This window comes from Arthrobacter sp. E44 (assembly GCF_041877125.1).
GTDB lineage: Bacteria > Actinomycetota > Actinomycetes > Actinomycetales > Micrococcaceae > Arthrobacter.
This window is the reverse complement of the sequence record NZ_JBHDJA010000017.1, coordinates 1-17,990: the sequence shown is the minus strand read 5'-3', so window position 1 is coordinate 17,990 and position 17,990 is coordinate 1. Positions and strand designations below refer to the sequence as shown.

21 protein-coding genes are annotated in these 17,990 nt (G+C 64.5%); 12 read left to right on the top strand and 9 right to left on the bottom strand.

Annotated features, from left to right (window positions below; translation table 11 throughout):
- Nucleotides 1-244: 244 nt before the first annotated feature.
- On the bottom strand, nucleotides 245-1,423 hold the full coding sequence (locus tag ACETK3_RS15135; protein ID WP_237429402.1) for an ABC transporter substrate-binding protein: 1,179 nt from the start codon (nucleotides 1,421-1,423) through the stop codon (nucleotides 245-247).
- A gap of 290 nt (nucleotides 1,424-1,713) precedes the next feature.
- Here ACETK3_RS15135 and ACETK3_RS15130 point away from each other — a divergent pair, with 290 nt between their 5' ends.
- The gene (locus tag ACETK3_RS15130) at nucleotides 1,714-1,860 is read left to right on the top strand and encodes a lmo0937 family membrane protein (protein WP_236800501.1); all 147 of its coding nucleotides are present in this window, start codon (nucleotides 1,714-1,716) and stop codon (nucleotides 1,858-1,860) included.
- A gap of 83 nt (nucleotides 1,861-1,943) precedes the next feature.
- Here the strand turns inward: ACETK3_RS15130 and ACETK3_RS15125 are convergent, their stop codons facing one another.
- A complete protein-coding gene (locus ACETK3_RS15125; RefSeq protein WP_236820953.1) occupies nucleotides 1,944-3,242 on the bottom strand; it encodes a Y-family DNA polymerase in 1,299 nt (432 codons plus the stop codon).
- 23 nt (nucleotides 3,243-3,265) lie between these two features.
- Nucleotides 3,266-3,697, bottom strand: a complete 432-nt coding sequence (locus tag ACETK3_RS15120; RefSeq protein ID WP_237429403.1) for a LexA family transcriptional regulator — start codon at nucleotides 3,695-3,697, stop codon at nucleotides 3,266-3,268.
- A gap of 137 nt (nucleotides 3,698-3,834) precedes the next feature.
- Here ACETK3_RS15120 and ACETK3_RS15115 point away from each other — a divergent pair, with 137 nt between their 5' ends.
- From ACETK3_RS15115 to ACETK3_RS15100, 4 genes are all read left to right on the top strand, one after another.
- Nucleotides 3,835-4,392 carry a hypothetical protein gene (locus tag ACETK3_RS15115; RefSeq protein WP_237429404.1) on the top strand — a complete coding sequence of 186 codons (558 nt, stop codon included), beginning with the start codon at nucleotides 3,835-3,837 and terminating at the stop codon, nucleotides 4,390-4,392.
- A gap of 118 nt (nucleotides 4,393-4,510) precedes the next feature.
- The gene (locus ACETK3_RS15110; protein WP_237429405.1) at nucleotides 4,511-5,329 is read left to right on the top strand and encodes an HAD family hydrolase; all 819 of its coding nucleotides are present in this window, start codon (nucleotides 4,511-4,513) and stop codon (nucleotides 5,327-5,329) included.
- A 120-nt stretch (nucleotides 5,330-5,449) separates the two neighbouring features.
- On the top strand, nucleotides 5,450-5,698 hold the full coding sequence (locus tag ACETK3_RS15105; protein ID WP_237429406.1) for a hypothetical protein: 249 nt from the start codon (nucleotides 5,450-5,452) through the stop codon (nucleotides 5,696-5,698).
- A 46-nt stretch (nucleotides 5,699-5,744) separates the two neighbouring features.
- Nucleotides 5,745-6,572 carry a glycerophosphodiester phosphodiesterase gene (locus ACETK3_RS15100; RefSeq protein ID WP_237429407.1) on the top strand — a complete coding sequence of 276 codons (828 nt, stop codon included), beginning with the start codon at nucleotides 5,745-5,747 and terminating at the stop codon, nucleotides 6,570-6,572.
- Between the two features lie 33 nt (nucleotides 6,573-6,605).
- Here the strand turns inward: ACETK3_RS15100 and ACETK3_RS15095 are convergent, their stop codons facing one another.
- Nucleotides 6,606-6,974, bottom strand: a complete 369-nt coding sequence (locus ACETK3_RS15095) for a hypothetical protein (protein WP_237429408.1) — start codon at nucleotides 6,972-6,974, stop codon at nucleotides 6,606-6,608.
- Between the two features lie 135 nt (nucleotides 6,975-7,109).
- Here ACETK3_RS15095 and ACETK3_RS15090 point away from each other — a divergent pair, with 135 nt between their 5' ends.
- Complete coding sequence (locus tag ACETK3_RS15090; protein ID WP_236800509.1) at nucleotides 7,110-7,346, top strand: DUF6480 family protein; 237 nt, start codon at nucleotides 7,110-7,112, stop codon at nucleotides 7,344-7,346.
- A gap of 54 nt (nucleotides 7,347-7,400) precedes the next feature.
- Here ACETK3_RS15090 and ACETK3_RS15085 read toward each other — a convergent pair whose 3' ends face one another.
- From ACETK3_RS15085 to ACETK3_RS15075, 3 genes are all read right to left on the bottom strand, one after another.
- Nucleotides 7,401-8,462, bottom strand: coding sequence for an EAL domain-containing protein (locus ACETK3_RS15085; protein WP_237429409.1), 1,062 nt, complete (start codon nucleotides 8,460-8,462; stop codon nucleotides 7,401-7,403).
- Nucleotides 8,463-8,633: 171 nt separating this feature from the next.
- Entirely contained in the window at nucleotides 8,634-10,181 is a 1,548-nt protein-coding gene (locus ACETK3_RS15080; protein ID WP_237429410.1) for a bifunctional diguanylate cyclase/phosphodiesterase, read from the bottom strand.
- Between the two features lie 19 nt (nucleotides 10,182-10,200).
- The gene (locus tag ACETK3_RS15075; RefSeq protein ID WP_373993142.1) at nucleotides 10,201-11,886 is read right to left on the bottom strand and encodes an ATP-binding protein; all 1,686 of its coding nucleotides are present in this window, start codon (nucleotides 11,884-11,886) and stop codon (nucleotides 10,201-10,203) included.
- A 196-nt stretch (nucleotides 11,887-12,082) separates the two neighbouring features.
- On the opposite strand from ACETK3_RS15075, the gene ACETK3_RS15070 reads away from it, so the two are divergent.
- The 6 genes from ACETK3_RS15070 (at nucleotide 12,083) to ACETK3_RS15045 (ending at nucleotide 16,400) form a co-directional block, all read left to right on the top strand.
- The gene (locus tag ACETK3_RS15070) at nucleotides 12,083-12,859 is read left to right on the top strand and encodes a class I SAM-dependent methyltransferase (protein ID WP_237430578.1); all 777 of its coding nucleotides are present in this window, start codon (nucleotides 12,083-12,085) and stop codon (nucleotides 12,857-12,859) included.
- A 175-nt stretch (nucleotides 12,860-13,034) separates the two neighbouring features.
- Nucleotides 13,035-13,484: a hypothetical protein gene (locus tag ACETK3_RS15065; protein WP_236800513.1), complete on the top strand. Its 450-nt coding sequence runs from the start codon at nucleotides 13,035-13,037 to the stop codon at nucleotides 13,482-13,484.
- Nucleotides 13,485-13,573: 89 nt separating this feature from the next.
- On the top strand, nucleotides 13,574-14,020 hold the full coding sequence (locus ACETK3_RS15060) for a hypothetical protein (protein ID WP_236800514.1): 447 nt from the start codon (nucleotides 13,574-13,576) through the stop codon (nucleotides 14,018-14,020).
- An 82-nt stretch (nucleotides 14,021-14,102) separates the two neighbouring features.
- Nucleotides 14,103-14,900: an SDR family oxidoreductase gene (locus ACETK3_RS15055; protein WP_237429412.1), complete on the top strand. Its 798-nt coding sequence runs from the start codon at nucleotides 14,103-14,105 to the stop codon at nucleotides 14,898-14,900.
- A gap of 547 nt (nucleotides 14,901-15,447) precedes the next feature.
- On the top strand, nucleotides 15,448-16,080 hold the full coding sequence (locus tag ACETK3_RS15050) for a division plane positioning ATPase MipZ (protein ID WP_373993141.1): 633 nt from the start codon (nucleotides 15,448-15,450) through the stop codon (nucleotides 16,078-16,080).
- A complete protein-coding gene (locus tag ACETK3_RS15045; RefSeq protein WP_237429413.1) occupies nucleotides 16,080-16,400 on the top strand; it encodes a hypothetical protein in 321 nt (106 codons plus the stop codon). Before ACETK3_RS15050 ends, ACETK3_RS15045 begins: the two co-directional genes overlap by 1 nt.
- A 433-nt stretch (nucleotides 16,401-16,833) precedes the next feature.
- Here ACETK3_RS15045 and ACETK3_RS15040 read toward each other — a convergent pair whose 3' ends face one another.
- Complete coding sequence (locus tag ACETK3_RS15040) at nucleotides 16,834-17,406, bottom strand: recombinase family protein (RefSeq protein ID WP_237429414.1); 573 nt, start codon at nucleotides 17,404-17,406, stop codon at nucleotides 16,834-16,836.
- Nucleotides 17,407-17,755: 349 nt separating this feature from the next.
- On the bottom strand, nucleotides 17,756-17,990 hold a 235-nt coding region (locus ACETK3_RS15035), incomplete at its 5' end, for a transposase (RefSeq protein WP_373993140.1).

Below are 17,990 nucleotides of genomic sequence, written 5' to 3'. Positions count from 1 at the left end.
TCATCGATGGCCCACTGCGGGATCCGTCCGCTGGCGGAACGGCGGACGTTGGGTGGGAGAAAACCGCCTGGGACCTCCGACAGCGAATCCCTGTTTGTCCCGAAACCGTGCACCGGCACCCCCAATCCTTCGCCGCCCGCCGCAGGGCAACCCCCTCAGCCTAGCGGCGGGCTTTCCAGCCTTGGCGCCGGAAAAGCACAGGATTTGCGCAAGAAATCAGCGCAGCAATGGATGGGGGTGAGAGCTACTCCTTGCCGAGTCCCGCCGCCGAGGTCTTGTCGCCGGACACGCTGTTGAGCGCCCGCAGGTCGAAGATGCCGTTGATGTCGGCCTGCTTGGTAGTGCCGGCAGTCACGCCGTCGGCCAGGAGCTTCTGGTAGGTCCCGGCCAGCGGGTCCACCGTGAAGACGATGTTCTTCAAGGAGCGGTCAATAACGTCGGGCTTGAGCTCGGCGCCGGCAGCTTCCTTCAGTGCCGCGTTGATGACGGTGGCCTTCTCACTGGTGGACGCTGAGTTCAGCCACTCAACCGATTTCACGTGGCCCTTCAGCAGGGCCTTGACGGTGTCCGGGTGGTCCGCGGCGAATTTCCGGTTCACGATCAGGATGGTGGTGGGGAACTCGCCCGGCTTGCCGGACAGCGAACCGTCCCACAGGTCCTTTTCGTCCACCAGTACCTTGGCTCCGGCGGTCAGTACCAGGCGTGAGGCCCATGGCTCAGGCAACCACGCGCCGTCGAGCTTTCCATCCTGGAACAGCTTGAGGGTCTGGGCGTTCTCCGTGGGGTTGATGGCGACGTCGCCGCTGCCATCGACGTTTGTCTTGTATCCCTGGGACGAAAGCCAGGCGCGGAGCGCCACGTCCTGCGTGCCGCCAAGCTGCGGCGAAGCCAAGGTCTTGCCCTTCAGGTCCGCGGCGGAGTTGATCTCCGGCTTGACCACCAGCTGCGCACCACCGGCGGCTGCGCCGGCGATGATGTTGACGGATTCGCCCTGGCTCTTGACGAACGAGTTGATGGCCGGATTCGGTCCGATGTAGGTGGCATCGATGGCGCCCGCGTTCAGCGCTTCGATGGCTGCGGGGCCGGCGTTGAAGACCTGCGTGCTGAGCTTGGTGCTGCCGAGTTCATCGGCGATGAAGCCGTTGCTGACGCCCACCAGTGCGGGGGCGTGCGTGACGTTCCCGAAGTAGCCCAGCTTCAGTTCGGCGGCGGGGTTGCCGGACGGGACGGTCTCCTGCGTGGCGGCAGGGGTGGCGCTGTTAACGGAGGAGGCGACGGCGGCACCCCCGCCAATGAGGGCCAGGACGGCTGCCGCGATCCCAATCTTCAGGCCTACCGAGCGGTTGGGTTTGGCGGACTGGCCGGCGACGATGCGGGTGGAGCCTTGCTGGTTCTGCGGACTGTTGTCCTGCGGGTTTGCCATGGGTAAATCCTTTGCTGGGGCGGATGCTGAGACGAGATTACGGAGCGCCCGGCGGCCCGACAATCGATCATGTAGCAGGCGTTCACGGGGCGACTCGCAGGCTCAACGCGGCGTAGCGGGAAGTCAAAATTCGTCCCGGGACGTCTTGGTTCGGGCTGATAGGCAGCCGGTATCGGCGGCGGATGCGATCGACGCTTGCTTTTCCTGTTTCGCCTGCATTGATTCAGCTGCCGCCTTGGTGGGTACGTGGCCCGCATGGGGATTTTGAAAAACTAGTCAAGGAGACTCTCATGTTGCTTTGGATCGCCATTATCATCGCTGTTCTCTGGCTTCTCGGACTGCTCGCGAACATCGGCGGCGGCCTTATCCACATTCTTTTGGTCGTTGCAGTAGTCGTCCTGATCTTCCACTTCGTCACAGCCCGGAAGCGCGTCTAGGCGGGCAACGTCCGGACTAAGACTTCCATGCAGGAATGAGGTCCCGCCGCTGGCACTGTGCCGGCGGCGGGACCTGCTGCTTTTCAGGCCGCTTTGACCAGGGGGAGTTCGTCCCAGTGCGTGGTGTACCGGGGGGAGCGCATGTCCCGTTTCATGGTCCAGTCCAAACCGGACTTGATGCCCGCGTGCCCCAATCCGATGGCACCCCGCCCGAAACGCCTGCTCACGTCCTCAAGCAGCGGCCCGATCCCGCGTTCCTCATGCCGGTTCTCGAACGGCTCCAGCGGCGGCTGGTTTCCCGTGGGCCGCAGGTCGGTCAGCATCAGGCCCGCCTTGGCGTACTTCAGCCCTTCGCGGGTGTGGGGCAACAGGGCGTGCGCGGCCTTGGTGAGCAGCAGCGGATCCGCCGTGGGCATGGGCAGTGAGACGCATACCGAGGGGTAGGCCTGCTCGTTGTCCCGGAACGGGGAAGTGGCAGCGAACGCCGTCAGGACCTTGGCCTGCAGCCCGTGCTTTGAGAGCCTGGCGCTCGCCTGCTGCCCATAGATGCTGAGCACCTCCCGAAGGCCTGCGGTGGTGGTCACAGGCGTGGCGAAGGAGCGGGAGAAGATCAACTGGTCGCGTCCAATCCGTTCCTCCTCCATGGGGATGCACGGGGTGCCGCGCAGCTCCAGGACGGTGCGCATCAGGACCACGGAAAACCTGTCGCGGATCACCACGGGGTCCGCGCGGACCAGGTCCAGGACGGTGAAGATCCCCAGGACGTTCAATCGCCTGGTGAGCCGGCCGGCGATGCCCCAGATCTCATCCACGGGCAGGCGGCCCATCAGTGCCTCCCGCATGTCTGCCGGGACCGACTCCCAAAGGCAGACCCCGCCAAAAGCAGGATTGTTCTTGGCCCACTTATTGCAGAGCTTGGCCAGGGTCTTGGTGGGCGCAATGCCCACGCAGACCGGGACGCCCACGTGCCGCCGGACTGCCTCCTTCATCCTGCGGCCCAAGGCCAGCAGCTCTCCCGGGCCGCCCTTCACGCCCAGAAATGCCTCATCAATGCTGTAGACCTCCAGCCAAGCCGAGTACCTGCCCAGCAGTTCCATCACACGGGCGCTGATATCCCCGTACAGCTCATAGTTGCTCGACTTTGCCACCAGGCCCCACTCCTTGGCCCGCGGCGCGAGCTTGAACCAGGGTTCACCGGTGGTGATGCCCAGGGCTTTCGCCTCGGGGGAGCGGGTCACCGCGCACCCGTCGTTATTGGACAGCACCACCAGCGGGCGTCCCTCCAGGGAGGGGTCGAACGCGCGCTCGGCCGAGGCATAGAAGCAGTTGACGTCCACATGAGCGATCTGCGGCATCTGCCGCATCACCATAGGCTTAGCCATGGGACTTCCCAGCCTTCACGGCCTCAAACATGGTGCAGGCACCTGGTGGCAACGCCCCAGACGGTCAGCTCGGACAGGGCGGGCACACGGATGTCCGGGTACTTGGGGTTTTCCGCCTGGAGCAGCACCCCGGTGCGGGTGATGCGGAGGCGCTTGACCGTCAGTTCGCCGTCAAGCACCGCGATCACCACGGATCCGTCCTTGGGCTCCAACGCCCGGTTCACGATCAGTTCGTCGCCGTCACTGATGCCCGCTCCCTCCATGGAGTCACCGGTCACGCGGACCACGAAGGTGCTGGTGATGTCCTTGATCAGGTGCGCGTTCAGGTCGATCCGGCCGTCAAAGTAGTCCTGTGCGGGCGACGGAAAGCCCGCCGCCACCGCCACGGGCGAGATCAGCACCGAGAACAACGAGGCACCCGCGTCTATCACGCGGGGACCGACAATAACGCCCACAACACACCTTTATTCGAAAATATGTTCGATAGTTTCAGTGTAGCCCCGGAGGCTGACAACCGGCACTCCTCACGGCCCAGGGCGCGGAGAGGCTAGGCTGGGAGCACTGTCAGCTCTGGGGGAAGCGGATGCGGTTCGTGCGGTTTTGGCTGGTTCCTGCAGTGATACTCGCCGCGCTGACGGGCTGCGAGTACAGCGGCCCGCCGGAGGGGCAGGCGAAGCCGTCAGCGCCGCCGACAACGGCACCTCGGAACCTGGACACCGACCAGGCGCGGGGAGTGGACTTCCTCATGAACCCTGCGGACGGCGCCGCCAGCCGCTACGCCTTCCGGCCGGTGCCGGCCGCCCCGGAACTTGCCACCGCCATGCTGCAGGGCGCGGACGGGCTGAAAGTGGTGGTCCATTCCGGCCAGCCTTCCGCTTCCGGGCCTGAGGCGGAGCTCAGAGGCACGCTGGCCAAGGACGGGGCAGGCTGCGTCATCCTGCAGTCGGAGGCTGGGGATGATTACACGCTGATCTTCCCCGAAGGAACCAGCCTCGATGGCGAAACACTCCTCCTGCCCGCCGGCCCCCGGCTTGCCATCCGCGACCCGGTAGCCCTCACCGGCAACCGGGTCCCCGCCGACGAAAGCGTGAGCATGTGCCTGAATTATGCCCGGCTCTACTCCGTGGAATCGGCTGCCATCATCCCCTGATGAAAGGGGCACGTCCGTGATCCAACAGACGCGGGAGGTGCGTTGCGGGGAAGTACGACGACGCCCTGCCGCCTTCCAGCGCACTCCGGCTGCCCAATGACCCACGTAGACTTGCAGGATGCGGCTGGTAGCAAGCGATATCGACGGAACGATCCTCGGGCATGACGGAAAAATCAGCCCCCGCACCGTCCGCGCCTTCCGCGCCTGCCGTGATGCCGGCGTCGAACTTGTCTTTGTTACAGGCCGGCCACCCCGGTGGCTGCACCCCCTCGAAGAACAGCTGGGCCACACCGGTCGAGTGATCTGCTCAAACGGCGCCGTGGTGTGGGACCTGGAAGCGGACTGCCTGGTCTCCGCCCGTACCCTGGCCATCAACACTGTCCTGGAAGTCCGGCACATCATCAAGGAGCTCCGCCCGGCTGCGCTGTTCGCCGCGGAGACGCTCACCGGCTTCCATCTGGAACCGGGCTTCATCGAGAACGAGTCCAGCGAGCTGCTCGCCGAATTCACCCCGGCGCCGCTGAAGGACACGCTCACGGGCGAGGACTCTGTGGTGAAATTCCTCGCCATCGTCCGCGACGGCACGCCTGACGACTTTCTCGCCGAGGTGGCTCCCGCTGTCGGACACCTGGCAGCGGCCACCCATTCTTCGCCTGGCGTCGCGATGCTGGAACTGTCCCTGCCCGGTGTGAACAAGGCCGTCACGCTGGCCGAGTATGCGTCCGCCTTGGGCATTGGGGCCGCTGACGTAGTGGCTTTCGGGGACATGCCCAACGACATTGAAATGCTCCGGTGGGCTGGCCACGGCTATGCCATGGCCAGCGGCCACCCGGAGGCCATCCGCGCGGCGGGGCAGCAGGCACCGCATTTTGACGACGACGGCGTGGCCCAGGTTTTGGAGGCCCGCCTCGCTTCCCTGGGCGTCCAGTTTTCCTGACCCCAGCCTGCCGCATCCGGCGCCACCGTTTTCCCAGCTTCCGCTCACCTGGCGTTTACCTTCCCGCCGTAGCGTCAAGCGTGGAGAGCAGGCACCTCCGCCGGCTCGAAGGGGGTAACGATGGCAAGAAGCACCAAGCAGCACGCAGCCGAGGCGCCGCTCCACGCAGCAACGCCCGCTCCGCACTGGAAGCAGCTGCGCCAGGGCGACCGGGTCCGGGTCCTCTTTTCACCCGGCTTTGAATCGGGCGGCGTGGTGGACACCATCACGCCGGACCACACGGCGGTCTGGGTCCACCTCGACGGCGGCCGCGGGCGGACCCTGCTGCACTGCGGTGACGGCGTGGACATCCTTCCCTGCGCTGGCTGAACTGCCGCGCTGACTGAAGGCCTCGGGCCTCGGGTACGCTCGCAGTGTGACCCTGCCCTTCTTCGAGCACCCGGACGACGCCGGGCGGCAGCTGCCCATCGCCATGGCCCACCGCGGGTTCTCGGGCGAGGGCCTGGAAAACTCCATGGCCGCGTTCCGCGCCGGCGTTGAACTCGGCTTCCGGTACCTCGAAACGGACGTCCACACCACGTCCGACGGCGTGCTGCTGCTCTTCCACGACGAAACCCTGGACAGGGTGACGGACGGCAAGGGCCGGGTTGCGGAGCTGCCCGCGGCGGAGGTGGCAAAGGCGCGGATCAACGGCCGCGAGCCCATCCCCACCTTCGACGAACTGGTAACCCAGCTTCCAGACGCCCGGCTCAACCTCGACGTCAAGGACTGGGGCTCGGTCCGCAGCACTGCGGCCGCCATCGAGCGGCACCAGGTGCACCACCGGGTGCTGGTCACCAGTTTTTCGGACCGCCGACGGCGGGCGGTGCTGAAGCTGCTCAGCCAACCGGTGGCTTCGTCCGCCGGAGTGGCCTCGAATGCCCTCTTCACGCTGCTGGGCCCGGTACTGCCCCGCCCGGTGTTCCGGCGGCTGATGCGCCGGACTCTGCGCGACGTGCACGCACTGCAGGTACCCGTCCGCTATGGACGGATACCTGTAGTCACTGCCGGCTTCATCCGGCGCGCCCATGAGCTGGGCCTGGTGGTGCACGTATGGACCATCAATGAGGAGGCGGAAATGCACCGGCTCCTCCACCTTGGCGTGGACGGGATTGTCACGGACCGGGCGGACCTGCTTCGCGACGTGCTGCGGGCGCGCGGCCAGTGGCGGCATGCGCCCGGGCCGGAGGACCCGGCCGGCTGAAGCGCACCCGGCTTATCCAACCTGTCGGGAGACTTAGCCGCGGTCCGCTTCGGTGGGCGCTGTCGCATCGCCGGCCAGGCCGCCGTCGTCCGACGCCTCGTTCTGCTTTTGGTCGTTCCGGGCCATGCCGCTGTGCGCCCTGAGGTTGTCCGTCTCATCAACGTCCCCGCCCAACGGGCTGTTGGACACCGGGGCCGGGGCGGCCCCGGTCTTGAGGCCTGGAGCCTTCTGCTTCTCCGCCTCCATCGCATTCGAACCCTCACTCAGGGAAGAGTGCACTTCAACGTCGTCATTGGGGTCCGCCGGATTCGGAACATCCATCTTTTCTGTCGGCTTGGATGTCCCGGCCAGGTCCTCCATCGCGTTTTCCGCTGCCTTGCCGATGCTGTCGCCGATTCCCATCTGACTGCTCCTTCCGACGTCGTATGCCGGCGCCCCAGCGGCTTACCGGCCCTACTCCTCCAGAATTATCAGCATGCTTACAATTAGTCCAGTGCTGGGGAACCGAACCGCAGCCGGAGAGGAAGGAAAGGCAGCATGAGCACTTACCATCCGGAAAATGACCCCGCGAATCCCGACCGTCCCGGGAAGGACGATGTTGGCGCCGCCCAGCCCCACCTCGCTGAGCAGCGCAGCAAAGAGTCGGGCGGATCGCCGAACCCCGACCCTGCGGAGGGCAACGTCACCGGCCTGGAGCCGGGCGGGGGAGTTCCTCCCGGGGAGACCCCGCCCGCCGAGGACCAAATGAGCAGGGACCAGGGCCACTCCGAGTAGTGCCTGGGTGGGCAGCGGCTGGCGGCTTTCGGTCCGCCGGCCGCTGGTCCATCGTCACGACGCCGTTGTGCCCCGCTTCTTCCGCGACTCGCCCGGGCCGGCCAAGTGGCGCTCCAGGCCGTCCATGTCCAGGCGCGTATTCCAGTTGGCCCAGTCCTCGGGCCGGACGGACGGCCGACCCAGCAGGTAGCCCTGGCCGGCGCTGATGCCAAGCTCGGTGAGGGCCTTCAGTTCGCCCACAGTCTCGATGCCTTCCGCCACCAGAGTCACACCAATCTGCTCGGTGAAGTCCACCAGGCACGACGCAAGGGCGTGCTGCAGCCCGTCCTTGTCCACATCGGCGATGACGTTGCGGCCCACCTTGAGGAAGTCGGGCCGCAGGTGGATCATGCGGCTCAGTGCCCCTGCGCCGGTGTGGGTGTCGTCGACGGCGATCCGCAGCCCCTTTTCGCGCAGCGGATTAATCGCAGAAATAAATTGCAGGTATTCCTCTTCCGGAATATCCGCGGTCAATTCGAGAACCACCCTGTCGATGGGAAGCTCGATGTGGTCGAACAGCTCCGGCAGCCGCGGGTCCGTGCAGGACGTGGGCGAAATGTTCAGCGAAACATATAGGTTTTCCGGCAGGGTGCGGGCCGCCGCGGCAGCGGAGCCGAGCGCAGAAAACTCAAGGTTTGCCCCAAGGCCCACGGCGGCTGCCTCGGCGAACCACAATTCAGCGGCGGCTCCGTCGTCGCTGACGAAACGGGAGAGAGCCTCTGCACCCACCACGGTTTTTCCTTCGAGCCCATAGATCGGCTGGAAGGCGGTCATCAGCATCTGGTTTTCGAGCAGGGCGCTTATCCGGGACATGCTGCGGATGGCGTCCAACTGCTCCGCGAACTGCGGTGGCAGGGCGGGCGGGGTCAGGCGCATTTCCCTGGCCGTTTCCAGCGTCTCCACCGTATTGGCATCACTGCGCCTGGTCTCAAGCAGATACTCCAGCAGCGCCCGCTCCGGCACGCCGGGATTTTCGTCGAGGCTGTTGCTCAACCGCTGCCGGACAGCCGCTCCCGCAGGATCCGTATCCGCCAGGACAGCGGCGATAATTCCCCATGCCTGTACCCGAACCGACATTAGCAACGCCCCCAGTTGACGAAGTAATGACCCAATGGCCCAATTATGTTCAAATTTCCAAACGCCTTATAAAAGTACGGTGCCGAACGACCCTGAATTCCGCGGCAGCGACGAACCGGACACCGCACGCTGATCGTATAACGGCGGCTCCAAAAGCGCAGTAGTTTTGCGCTACTGGTTAGCGCTTTCCTGCTGGTCAGCCAGCAGATCCGGGATCTGCTCCGGCGGAACGGGACGGCTGAAGTAGTAGCCCTGGGCACTGCGGCAGCCCAGGTCCCGCAGGATTTGCGCCTGCTCCGCCGTCTCAACGCCTTCCCAGACCGCCTCCAGTCCGCAGGCTCGCACCAGCTGCAGCACCGCTGCCACAAGGGCAGGCTGGCTGGGGTCGCTCTCAAGGCCAGTGATCAGCGATCTGTCCACCTTGACCCGGTCCACCGGCAGCCGGCGGAGATAGCTGATGGAGGAGTAGCCGGTGCCGAAGTCGTCGATTTCAATGCCCACGCCCAGGCCGCGGAGCCCGCCCAGCGAATACCGGTCCAACTCGTTGCCTTTGACGATGGCCACTTCCGTCAGTTCCAGGACCACCTGCTCCGGCTTGACCCCCGTGTCCTGGAGGATGTTCCGCACATCCTCAATGAACTGCAGGCTCTGCAGGTCGGTAGCGGAAATGTTGATGCGCACCGAGAAGGTGCTGTCCACCAACTCGGCGTCTGTCCAGCACCGGAGCTGCTTCACCGCGGTCTGGAGCACCCACAGGCCCAGTTCCGAGATCAGCCCGGCTTCCTCGGCAAGGGGAATGAACTCTTCAGGCATGATGAAGCCGCGGGTGGGGTGGTTCCAGCGGACCAGCGCCTCCACGCCTTCAATCCGTCCGGTACCAAGCTCCACCACCGGCTGGTAGTGCAGCGTCAGCGCGTCGTCCTTGATGGCGGCCCGCAGGTCGTCCACCAACTGGCTCCGGAGCCGCCGCATCAGCAGCAAGGCCGGCTCGAACCTGTGCAGCTTGTTCTGCCCCTCAGCCTTGGAGGCGTACATGGCGACGTCGGCCTCCATCAGCATGTCCTCCGGGGTCTGGCCTTCGCTGCCCACGCTGAGCCCGATGCTGGCACCACAGCGCACGCTGCGGCCGGGCAGTTCAATCGGGTCATTGAGCGAGGCCAGGATCCGGTGTGCCACCACCGCAGCCTGGTCCGCCGACGCCGACGGCATGACTATGGCAAACTCGTCCCCGCCCAGGCGGGCAACGACGTCGGATGCCCGGACGGCGGTCCGCAGCCTTTCGCCCACGGTCACCAGCACCTGGTCACCCGCGGTGTGCCCCATGCTGTCGTTAATCGACTTAAACGCGTCGAGGTCCATCAGCAGGATGGCCGGACCTTCTGCCGGTTCCCGCTCCGGCCCCGGGCGCGCCTCCAGGGCGGTGCGAAGGGCTTCGATCAGCGCCGAACGGTTGGCCAGGCCTGTCAGCGGGTCCTGCATGGCCATTTTTTGCATCTCGAGGTGTGCCTCGTGCAGGAGCTGGGTGCGGACCTGGACCCGCTGCTCAAGTTCCTCGTAAATGACCTGCAGATCCTCGGCCAGCAGGTTGGTGCCCATGATGATCGCATCCAGCTCATCCCGGGCAGGTGAGACCTCGATGCGGGAATTGAGGTCGCCGGAGGCAAGCCGGACAATGCCTTCCAGCAGCTGGGAAAGCCGGGGGTCGTCGTCGGCAAACATGGCAGTCCTCCTTCGGCGCCTAGTTGGCCTGCACGCGGTCAGTCCCAAGGGGGAGGCAGACGGTAACCGTGGTCCCGGCGCCCAGGGTGGAGTCGACGTCGATCCGCCCGCCGTGGCGGTCCACGATGTCCTTGGAAATGGCAAGGCCCAGCCCCGTGCCCGGGATGGCGCCATTCATGGCGTTGGAGGCGCGGTAGAACCTGGTGAAGACGTGGTTGATTTCATCACTCGAAATGCCAATGCCGGTATCAGCGATCCGCACGGTGGCCCACTTGGAGCCGTCTTCCGCCGCGTGGGATTCGCTGCCCACCTCGATCCTTCCGCCCTTGGGCGTGAACTTAATGGCGTTGGACACCAGGTTGGTGAATACCTGCTGCAGCTGCACCTCGTCGGCAAGGATTTCCGGATCCTCCGGCACCGGGTCCACGTCGATGGTCACGTTTTGCAGTGTGGCCAACGGCCGGAGCGCCGCGGCCACGAGGTCCAGTGTGTGTCCCAGGCGGACCGGTGCCAGGTGCATCTCCGTGTTGTCGAGGCCGCCGCGCGAGACGCTGAGCATGTCCTCGATGAGCGTCCGGAGCCGTTCGGTGTTGCGGACCACGATGTCCAGCATCTGGTGGACTTCCCTGGACACGGGGTGCTCGGTGCTTTCCTGGATCATGTCCAGGTACGCCATGATCGAGGTCAGCGGCGTGCGCAGCTCGTGGTTCACGGTGGCCAGGAAGTCTGTCTTGGCTTTATCGAGTTCGCGCAGCTGCTTCACCACCTGCTGCTGGCTGCTGATCAGGTGGCTTTGGATCAGGCCATAGGCGGCGTTGCCCGCCACGTGCTGGATCAGCCCCAGCTCGGCGTTGGACCACGTGCGGGGCCGGTCCATCGTGGCGATCCAGATGATGCCCAGGGAGGAATTTCCTTCGCCGATGGGCACCGCAAGGGTGGAGGCGGCTCCGGCGACGGCGGCCGCTGGCTTGTCATCCGTCCTGGGCTCGGCCTCGTTCCCCTCGGCAGAGAGGGTCTCGGTCCCCGCCCAGAGCGTGTCCGCCATGGCGCGGGCTTCGTCTTCGCCGGGAAGGGCGTCCGGGGGCAGGGCCGCCAGGCCGGGTCGGTGCCACTCGGCAGTGATCGCCGGGACCCGGTGGTCCTCGAAGGTGGCCAGGACAACGTGGTCCGCCTTGAAGGTCCGCCCGAATCCGGCGACGACGTGGTTTGCGATCTCCTGGGGATCGTTGGTGGCGCGCACCGCAGCCGAGACCTCGCGCAGTTGCCCGCGCAGCCCTTCGGCCTCCTGCCGGGATGCGCGGCGCCGGGACACCTGCTCGATCAGGACGGAGGCGCGGTGGACCAACTCCCTGGGCGCCGGCGGCTTGGTGATGCAGTCGTGGACGCCTGACGGGTTGGCCGCGCCGATCTCCTGGGGGTTGTCCAGGTCCACCATTACCAGGACGGGCGCGGCGGAGGGGGCGTTTGGCAATGCTGTGGACAGGACAGCATCGGCGACGATGACGGAGGGTTCGGTGGTGTCCAGCAGGGCGGCGAGGCCATCGGCGTCGGTTGCTTCGAAGACGCTGTATCCGGCTTCGCGCAGTGCCCGGGCGTTGGTGGCCAGCCGGCCGGCGTCGGGATCGGCGACGACGGCGGTGCGGGGCAGGAGGACGTCACTCGGCGCAGCCGTCACAGTGCTCCCTTCCCTCCCAGTTGAGTACATTCTAGGGGGATGGCAGCCTGGCGGGTCTACCAGGGAGGACGCCCGTCCCACCTCTGCCGTTTCCGTCCCGGTTCGCGCGATGTGCGGCGTGGCGCGCCGTAATCCAGCCCAACGTGCCGCGGCTCCCAGCAAGGGAACATATATTTGAGCCGTGTCCCCAACAAAGTCATCCTCCTCGGCCTGGCAGAAGTACCTGATGATCCCCAAACTCGTCAGGCTCTCGCGGAACGCCCCGAAGGACCGGCATAAGGCATGGGACACCTACTGGGCCAGCATCACCGCCACGGGCCCGGGCGGGGAGGTCCTGTGGGACTCCGGGAGCGACCATGAGTTCCTTGGCTACAAGGACGGTCTCCTGCGCTACCTCGATCCCGCGCTTCCCGTGGTGGACACCGGCTGCGGGCACGGCAGTTTTACCCGCGCACTCGCCGGGATCTTTCCCAGGGTCATTGGCGTTGATGTGTCGCGGCACGCCATTGCCAGGGCGCGCGCGGAGTCGGCAGGCAGCAGCACCGCAGCATTTGAAGCACGGGACATGACGGCGGATGGTGCCGGTACAGCCCTGGCACGGTCCATTGGCGCCGGCGATGACGGGGCCAATGTTTTCATCCGCGGCGTACTGCACGTCCTCGACCCGGAGCACCAAACGGCACTCGTCGAAAACTTGCGGCACCTTGCCGGCCGCCGCGGCACGGTCTTCATGGCCGAAACCAATTTCCAGGGGAATCCGGTGGAGTACGTGTCCCACCTCGGAGCCACCACCCGCGGCATTCCGGCGCCATTGGAACTCGCCATCCGCGGACTCCCCATGCCGGGGCACTTCGGGCCCGAAGAGCGCGAACGTGCCTTCCCGGCGTCGGCATGGGAACTGCTGGAGGATGGCCACGTGGCCATTGAAACCAACCCCGTGACCGGCGTCCCGGGACAGGACCGGGTGCCCGGCTACTACGCGGTGGTCCGCCCGCTCCGGTAGTCGCCCTGCAAGTAGAGCAGCCCACCAGCGGCAGCATTCCACCGGTCCCGCAGATTTTGCCCATCTTCCGCAGGCAGGCCGCAGAGTGTCTTCCGTCCCCTTGACAGCGGGTCCTGTCCGGAGGCTCCATGGTAAGTAGACTTACTAGTTAGCCCGGGGTGAAAGGAAGGCGGGCATGGCAGAAGACAAAGGCAGCAAGAACCGTGAATCGGATGGAAGCGGGGACGAAGAGGGCCTGGGGGCCGGCCCGGAGGGCGGGAAGATACGCCGCGGACCGGACTCCGCAAAGTCCCTGAAGTACTCGCAGGAAGTCACCTCAACCGAGGATGAGCCGGAGCGTGAAGGCCGCAGCCTGGCCACAACGCACCACGAAGTCATCAAACAGTGGGCGGAAGAGCGCGATGGCGTGCCCGCCACAGTGGAGGGCACGGAACACGGCGACCATCTCGGCGTATTGCGGATCGACTTCGGTGGCAAGGACGACAAGCTCCGCCACGTTAGCTGGGAGGAATGGTTTGACACTTTCGACTCCCGAAAACTCAACTTCATCTACCAGGAACAGCGCAGCGACGGCACCCAATCGAACTTCTTCCGGTTGGAAAACCCCAACCGGGAAGACGCCTAAGCCGCACCCGCGCCCCAGCGCTTGACGCGCACCGGATCATCCTCCGGCGCTACCCGCCAACCGCCGGCGCAAGACCTACAGGACATATCATGAGCAACCTGATTCCATCCGGCGCACTGCGTCGGATGCTGCTGCCCCCCACCTACGGGCGGCATGTCACCTCCGCCACCGAGTTCACCGTCCTTTCCGTGGAGGTGTGGGCCTCCGGCTTGGTGGTCAACATCCATCTGCCCTCGGACAACGCACCCGAACCGCGGCTCATCCTGCAGGACCACTTTGGTACCGAATACACCCTGCGGGAATCGGCCGCCATCGGTTCCCGCAATCTTCAGGTGTTCAGCCCGTCGGTACCGCCGGGCACCCGGAGCCTGACCATCAGGTCCGCAGACGACTCTGACGGCCGTCCCGTGGTGACCTTCGCCGTCCCGCTGATGGCCGTGCCGGAAACCGCTGATGATTCGGAGGCGGCGGGCCGCGAGGACGCGGCCGAAGCCGCCAGCGAGTCCTATCAACCGGACATGCGCCGGCCCGCCTGAGCCACCCCCCGCCTGACCCGCCCGCCGCCTGACCCGACGACCGTTAACCGAACGCACCGCTCGACCTAACGAAAGGCCCGCCATGCCGGATACCAGCAACTTTGCCCCCACCACCGCCATCGTTACCGCATCCGATTCCGGGATCGGCAAGGCCACTGCCGTGGCACTCGCCCGCGCCGGGATGGACGTCGGCGTCACCTGGCACTCGGACAAGGAGGGGGCGGAGGAAACTGCTGAGGAAATCCGGGGCCTGGGGCGCAAGGCTGTGGTCCGGCAGCTGGACACGACTGAACTGCGCCACGCGGCAGGCGTCATCGACGAACTTGCCGAGGAGCTGGGCGGACTGGACGTCTTCGTCAACAACGCGGGGACGGGGGCAAGCACCAAGTTCCTGGACATGGAAATCGACGACTGGATGCAGATCCTGGACACGAACCTCAACGGCGCGTTCGTCTGCCTGCAGGCTGCGGCACGGCGCATGGTCAAGGCAGGCAAGGGCGGAAGGCTTGTAGCGGTGTCCAGCGTGCACGAGTTCCAGCCGCGTGTGGGCTCATCCGCCTACGACGCCTCCAAGCACGGACTGGGCGGCCTCATGAAGACGCTTGCCCTTGAGCTGGGACAGTACGGCATCACGGCCAACACGGTGGCCCCCGGCGAGATTGCCACCCCGATGACCGGGCAGGAGGACCAGGACCCGACGACGGCGGAGCGGCCCGGGGTGCCGCTGGGCCGGCCGGGAAACGCCTGGGAGATCGCCAACGTCATCGCGTTCCTCGCCTCACCGGCCTCCAGCTATGTCACCGGCGCAGGCTGGGTTGTCGACGGTGGCATGCTGCAGATGGGTCCGCAGGCGGGTTCGCACATTACCAGCCACTGCTAGCGCTTTGATAGACAGTCGCTAGCATCTTGATTTGGCCCAACCACTGGCACCCCAGTTTCTGCATTCTTCGCTCTGGTTGCCCCCTGGCGCCGCTCTTCGCTGGCCCGAGCCATAAGCAGCATATTGATAGTAGTTTGAAACTGCTAGAACAACTGGGCATACGCGCATCGATCCGCGCTGCGGCAAGGGTTGGTAGTACTTTGATAGTGCTATCAAATAGGTAGCACTACGCTAACCATTGCTATCTTCGCAGGGATTAGTCATCCCATGCCTACAATCGCTAGCAAAGCACTATCGAATTCGTAGCATATTGATAGCCGAGACACTGGAATGCCGCATAGCTTTGGGCCAAGACGCGAGCGGAGGGCCTTGGGGTCGGGGATTCGGAGTCGCCCCCGCAGCCCAGGGCTACTCATCAGACGGTGAGGCCAAAGTAGCACTTTGATAGCAGTTTGAAACTGCGGCCTAGATACTACTTTCATAGTGCTATCAAATAAGTAGCGTGTCGCTAGCCTTCTGCTATCAACGTCGGCATTAGGTTGGAGCCATGATCATTGTTGTGGGTAGCGAAAAGGGCGGCGTAGGCAAGTCCACCGTTGTAACCAACCTTGCCGTTGAGTTGGCGAAGCGAGGGATGCGCATAGCAGTAGTGGACGGTGATCGGCAGCGGTCCACTGCACGTTGGGCGGGAGACCGAGAAGAGGCTGGGCATGAACCTCGCATCTTTGTGGTGGAGAAACTTGGCAGCCTGCACGAGACCTTGCGTGAACTGGATACGAGCTATGACGTTGTCCTCGTTGATGTGGCAGGGAAGGACAGCAAGGAGATGCGGACAGCCATGACTGCCGCACATCAATTGTTGGTTCTGACGCAATCGAGCCAGTTTGATCTCGACACACTCGCGACTGTCGATAGGTTGATTGAAACAGCCCGGGACTTCAACCCCTCGTTACGTGTCAGGGGGGCCCTCACGCGGGTGTCGACCAACGCGTTCGAGTCCGAAAGTGGTGACGCCAGGGATTACCTTTCCGACTATCCGAGTATCGAGCCACTGCGAACTGTCCTGTACGAGCGCAAGGCTTATCGAGACGTGGTGGGGGAGGGGCTCGGGGTCGTTGAGCGGAAAAACCCTAAAGCGGCGAGGGAAATCCGCGGGTTGGCAGAGGAGTTGATGGGGTAGTGGCAATCAAGAAGCGTTCCGCGTCTGAGAAGGCTAGGGACGAGGCTATCGAGGCCTTCGGCAATGCGGCTGAACCGTTACTGACTCCGCCGGCTGTCAGTGCTGCGCGTGGAGCTCCGGTTAGGCCCAGCGTGACGCCCACACTGAGCGATTCGAGGGACAAGGGAAGCGCCAGGACGATGTTGCTTCGTTTCGACGAGGACCGTGAGCTCATGGAGTTGCTCGCGGTCGTGGCGAAGCTTGAAGGCCGCAAGAAGCATCCAATGGCATTGCGCGCGCTTAGGATCGGTCTCGAGCAGGTCCGCGATACTTACGAATGAGCTATTGATAGGAGTTGCTATCAGTTTGATAGCAACTCCGTATCACCTGGGGGCTGCGAACGCGGCCCTCGTCAATGATCGCTTGGCAGTGAACAATCTGCGCGAGGTTGCGTAGGTGCCCGTTTGGGCCGTGACGGTCCTCTAATCAGGGTGAGCCCGACCCACAAGCGAACGGCTGCAGTATCAGCAGCCTGTTGACTTAGCAGTTGCCGCCAATCACATGTCGTTTTCAGTACCCGTCTGCACAACTGGCTGCGTGTTTCCGGGGTTGTGCAGCCGAGTATGGATACCGAAGTGTCAGAAGTCGCCTGCACGAAACCGCATTTCGCTCAATACTCCTCTGCACAATTCGTAGTTGTTTAACCTGCACGATCTGCGCAGGGCTCTCGCCCCACGGACATGCCGGCATCGTGTTCCACAACCGGGCGGCAGGTCATGGTTTCGCGAGGTGCCGGTAGATCGTGGGCCGGGTGACGCCGAATTCCTGGGCAATGTGTTCGACCGTGTGTGCTCGCTTCCCGTCCGCGCCTCTTTCTTCATACATTTCCCGGGCCAGCTTTACCTGGCGGGGGCCGAGTTTGGGTTTCTGGCCGCCGGTCCGGCCTCTCGCCCTCGCCGCGGCCAAACCGTCACGCGTTCGTTCGGACATCAGGGCGTGTTCGAATTCGGCGATTGAGCCGAGGATCTGGAAGAACATCCGCCCCATTGCGGTGGACGTGTCGATGTTTTGGTCCAGGACCACCAGATCGACCCCGCGCTCTTGGAGAGTCTTGGAGACTTCGATGAGGTTTTCCAGTGACCGGCCGAGTCGGTCGAGTTTGGTGACGACGAGTTGGTCTCCTGCCCGGTTGGCCGAGAGTAGAGCCTTGTCTAGTTCAGGGCGGCGGGCTAGCTTTCCTGATGCCACATCAACAAACACTTGTTCGCAGCCAGCCGCGGCCAGGGCATCATGCTGGGCTTCGGGGTGCTGATCGCGGGTAGAGACCCGCCCATAGCCAATGCGCATCACCACAACGTATCACCAACCCTGTTAGTCGTTACATTGGCGCGTACGCGGCAAGCTTTACAAATTGAGCACTGGGTTGGAGCGGTCTGTTGAAAAGCTCCGGGTATGTCTCGTGAACGATCGTTAGCGAACGTTTCGTTGCTTAGCGTTTGATTTTCGACGAATTCACATCCACCCCATTGTCGGCGCGGAGCCAGGACATTGCTTTCCGGAGGGAGGTGAAATACATGATCGGGCACGGCGAGGCTTGACAGTGGAGAAAAAAGAGCGCCACGACGTAGTCCACGGGCGATGATCCTAGAAGTGCGAGGTCAAGTCCCGTGGAGTGGTGTAACGGTTGATCCTTCGCTTATGTGCTGAGGGCCATGATCGTGTCGGTGTCCACCTCGCTTCCGGTGTCAGTGGTGGGGCGCATGCGAGAGCGGGCGAGGATGTCGAGACCCAGATAGCGGCGTCCCTCGGCCCATTCGTCGGTTTGCTCGGCGAGGACGCCACCGACGAGGCGGATGATCGCGTCCCGGTTGGGGAAGATTCCGACGCTGTCGGTTCGGCGGCGGATCTCTCTGTTCAGCCGCTCGTTGGGG

What these genes read in the sequence shown, in the direction of transcription:
- ACETK3_RS15065 (WP_236800513.1), top strand. Translation starts at nt 13,035, where the DNA reads ATGGCAGAAGACAAAGGCAGCAAGAACCGTGAATCGGATGGAAGCGGG.
- ACETK3_RS15080 (WP_237429410.1), bottom strand. Translation starts at nt 10,181, where the DNA reads ATGTTTGCCGACGACGACCCCCGGCTTTCCCAGCTGCTGGAAGGCATT.
- ACETK3_RS15135 (WP_237429402.1), bottom strand. Translation starts at nt 1,423, where the DNA reads ATGGCAAACCCGCAGGACAACAGTCCGCAGAACCAGCAAGGCTCCACC.
- ACETK3_RS15040 (WP_237429414.1), bottom strand. Translation starts at nt 17,406, where the DNA reads ATGCGCATTGGCTATGGGCGGGTCTCTACCCGCGATCAGCACCCCGAA.
- ACETK3_RS15130 (WP_236800501.1), top strand. Translation starts at nt 1,714, where the DNA reads ATGTTGCTTTGGATCGCCATTATCATCGCTGTTCTCTGGCTTCTCGGA.
- ACETK3_RS15095 (WP_237429408.1), bottom strand. Translation starts at nt 6,974, where the DNA reads ATGGGAATCGGCGACAGCATCGGCAAGGCAGCGGAAAACGCGATGGAG.
- ACETK3_RS15075 (WP_373993142.1), bottom strand. Translation starts at nt 11,886, where the DNA reads ATGTACTCAACTGGGAGGGAAGGGAGCACTGTGACGGCTGCGCCGAGT.
- ACETK3_RS15085 (WP_237429409.1), bottom strand. Translation starts at nt 8,462, where the DNA reads ATGTCGGTTCGGGTACAGGCATGGGGAATTATCGCCGCTGTCCTGGCG.
- ACETK3_RS15110 (WP_237429405.1), top strand. Translation starts at nt 4,511, where the DNA reads ATGCGGCTGGTAGCAAGCGATATCGACGGAACGATCCTCGGGCATGAC.
- ACETK3_RS15055 (WP_237429412.1), top strand. Translation starts at nt 14,103, where the DNA reads ATGCCGGATACCAGCAACTTTGCCCCCACCACCGCCATCGTTACCGCA.
- ACETK3_RS15090 (WP_236800509.1), top strand. Translation starts at nt 7,110, where the DNA reads ATGAGCACTTACCATCCGGAAAATGACCCCGCGAATCCCGACCGTCCC.
- ACETK3_RS15070 (WP_237430578.1), top strand. Translation starts at nt 12,083, where the DNA reads ATGATCCCCAAACTCGTCAGGCTCTCGCGGAACGCCCCGAAGGACCGG.
- ACETK3_RS15050 (WP_373993141.1), top strand. Translation starts at nt 15,448, where the DNA reads ATGATCATTGTTGTGGGTAGCGAAAAGGGCGGCGTAGGCAAGTCCACC.
- ACETK3_RS15105 (WP_237429406.1), top strand. Translation starts at nt 5,450, where the DNA reads ATGGCAAGAAGCACCAAGCAGCACGCAGCCGAGGCGCCGCTCCACGCA.
- ACETK3_RS15060 (WP_236800514.1), top strand. Translation starts at nt 13,574, where the DNA reads ATGAGCAACCTGATTCCATCCGGCGCACTGCGTCGGATGCTGCTGCCC.
- ACETK3_RS15125 (WP_236820953.1), bottom strand. Translation starts at nt 3,242, where the DNA reads ATGGCTAAGCCTATGGTGATGCGGCAGATGCCGCAGATCGCTCATGTG.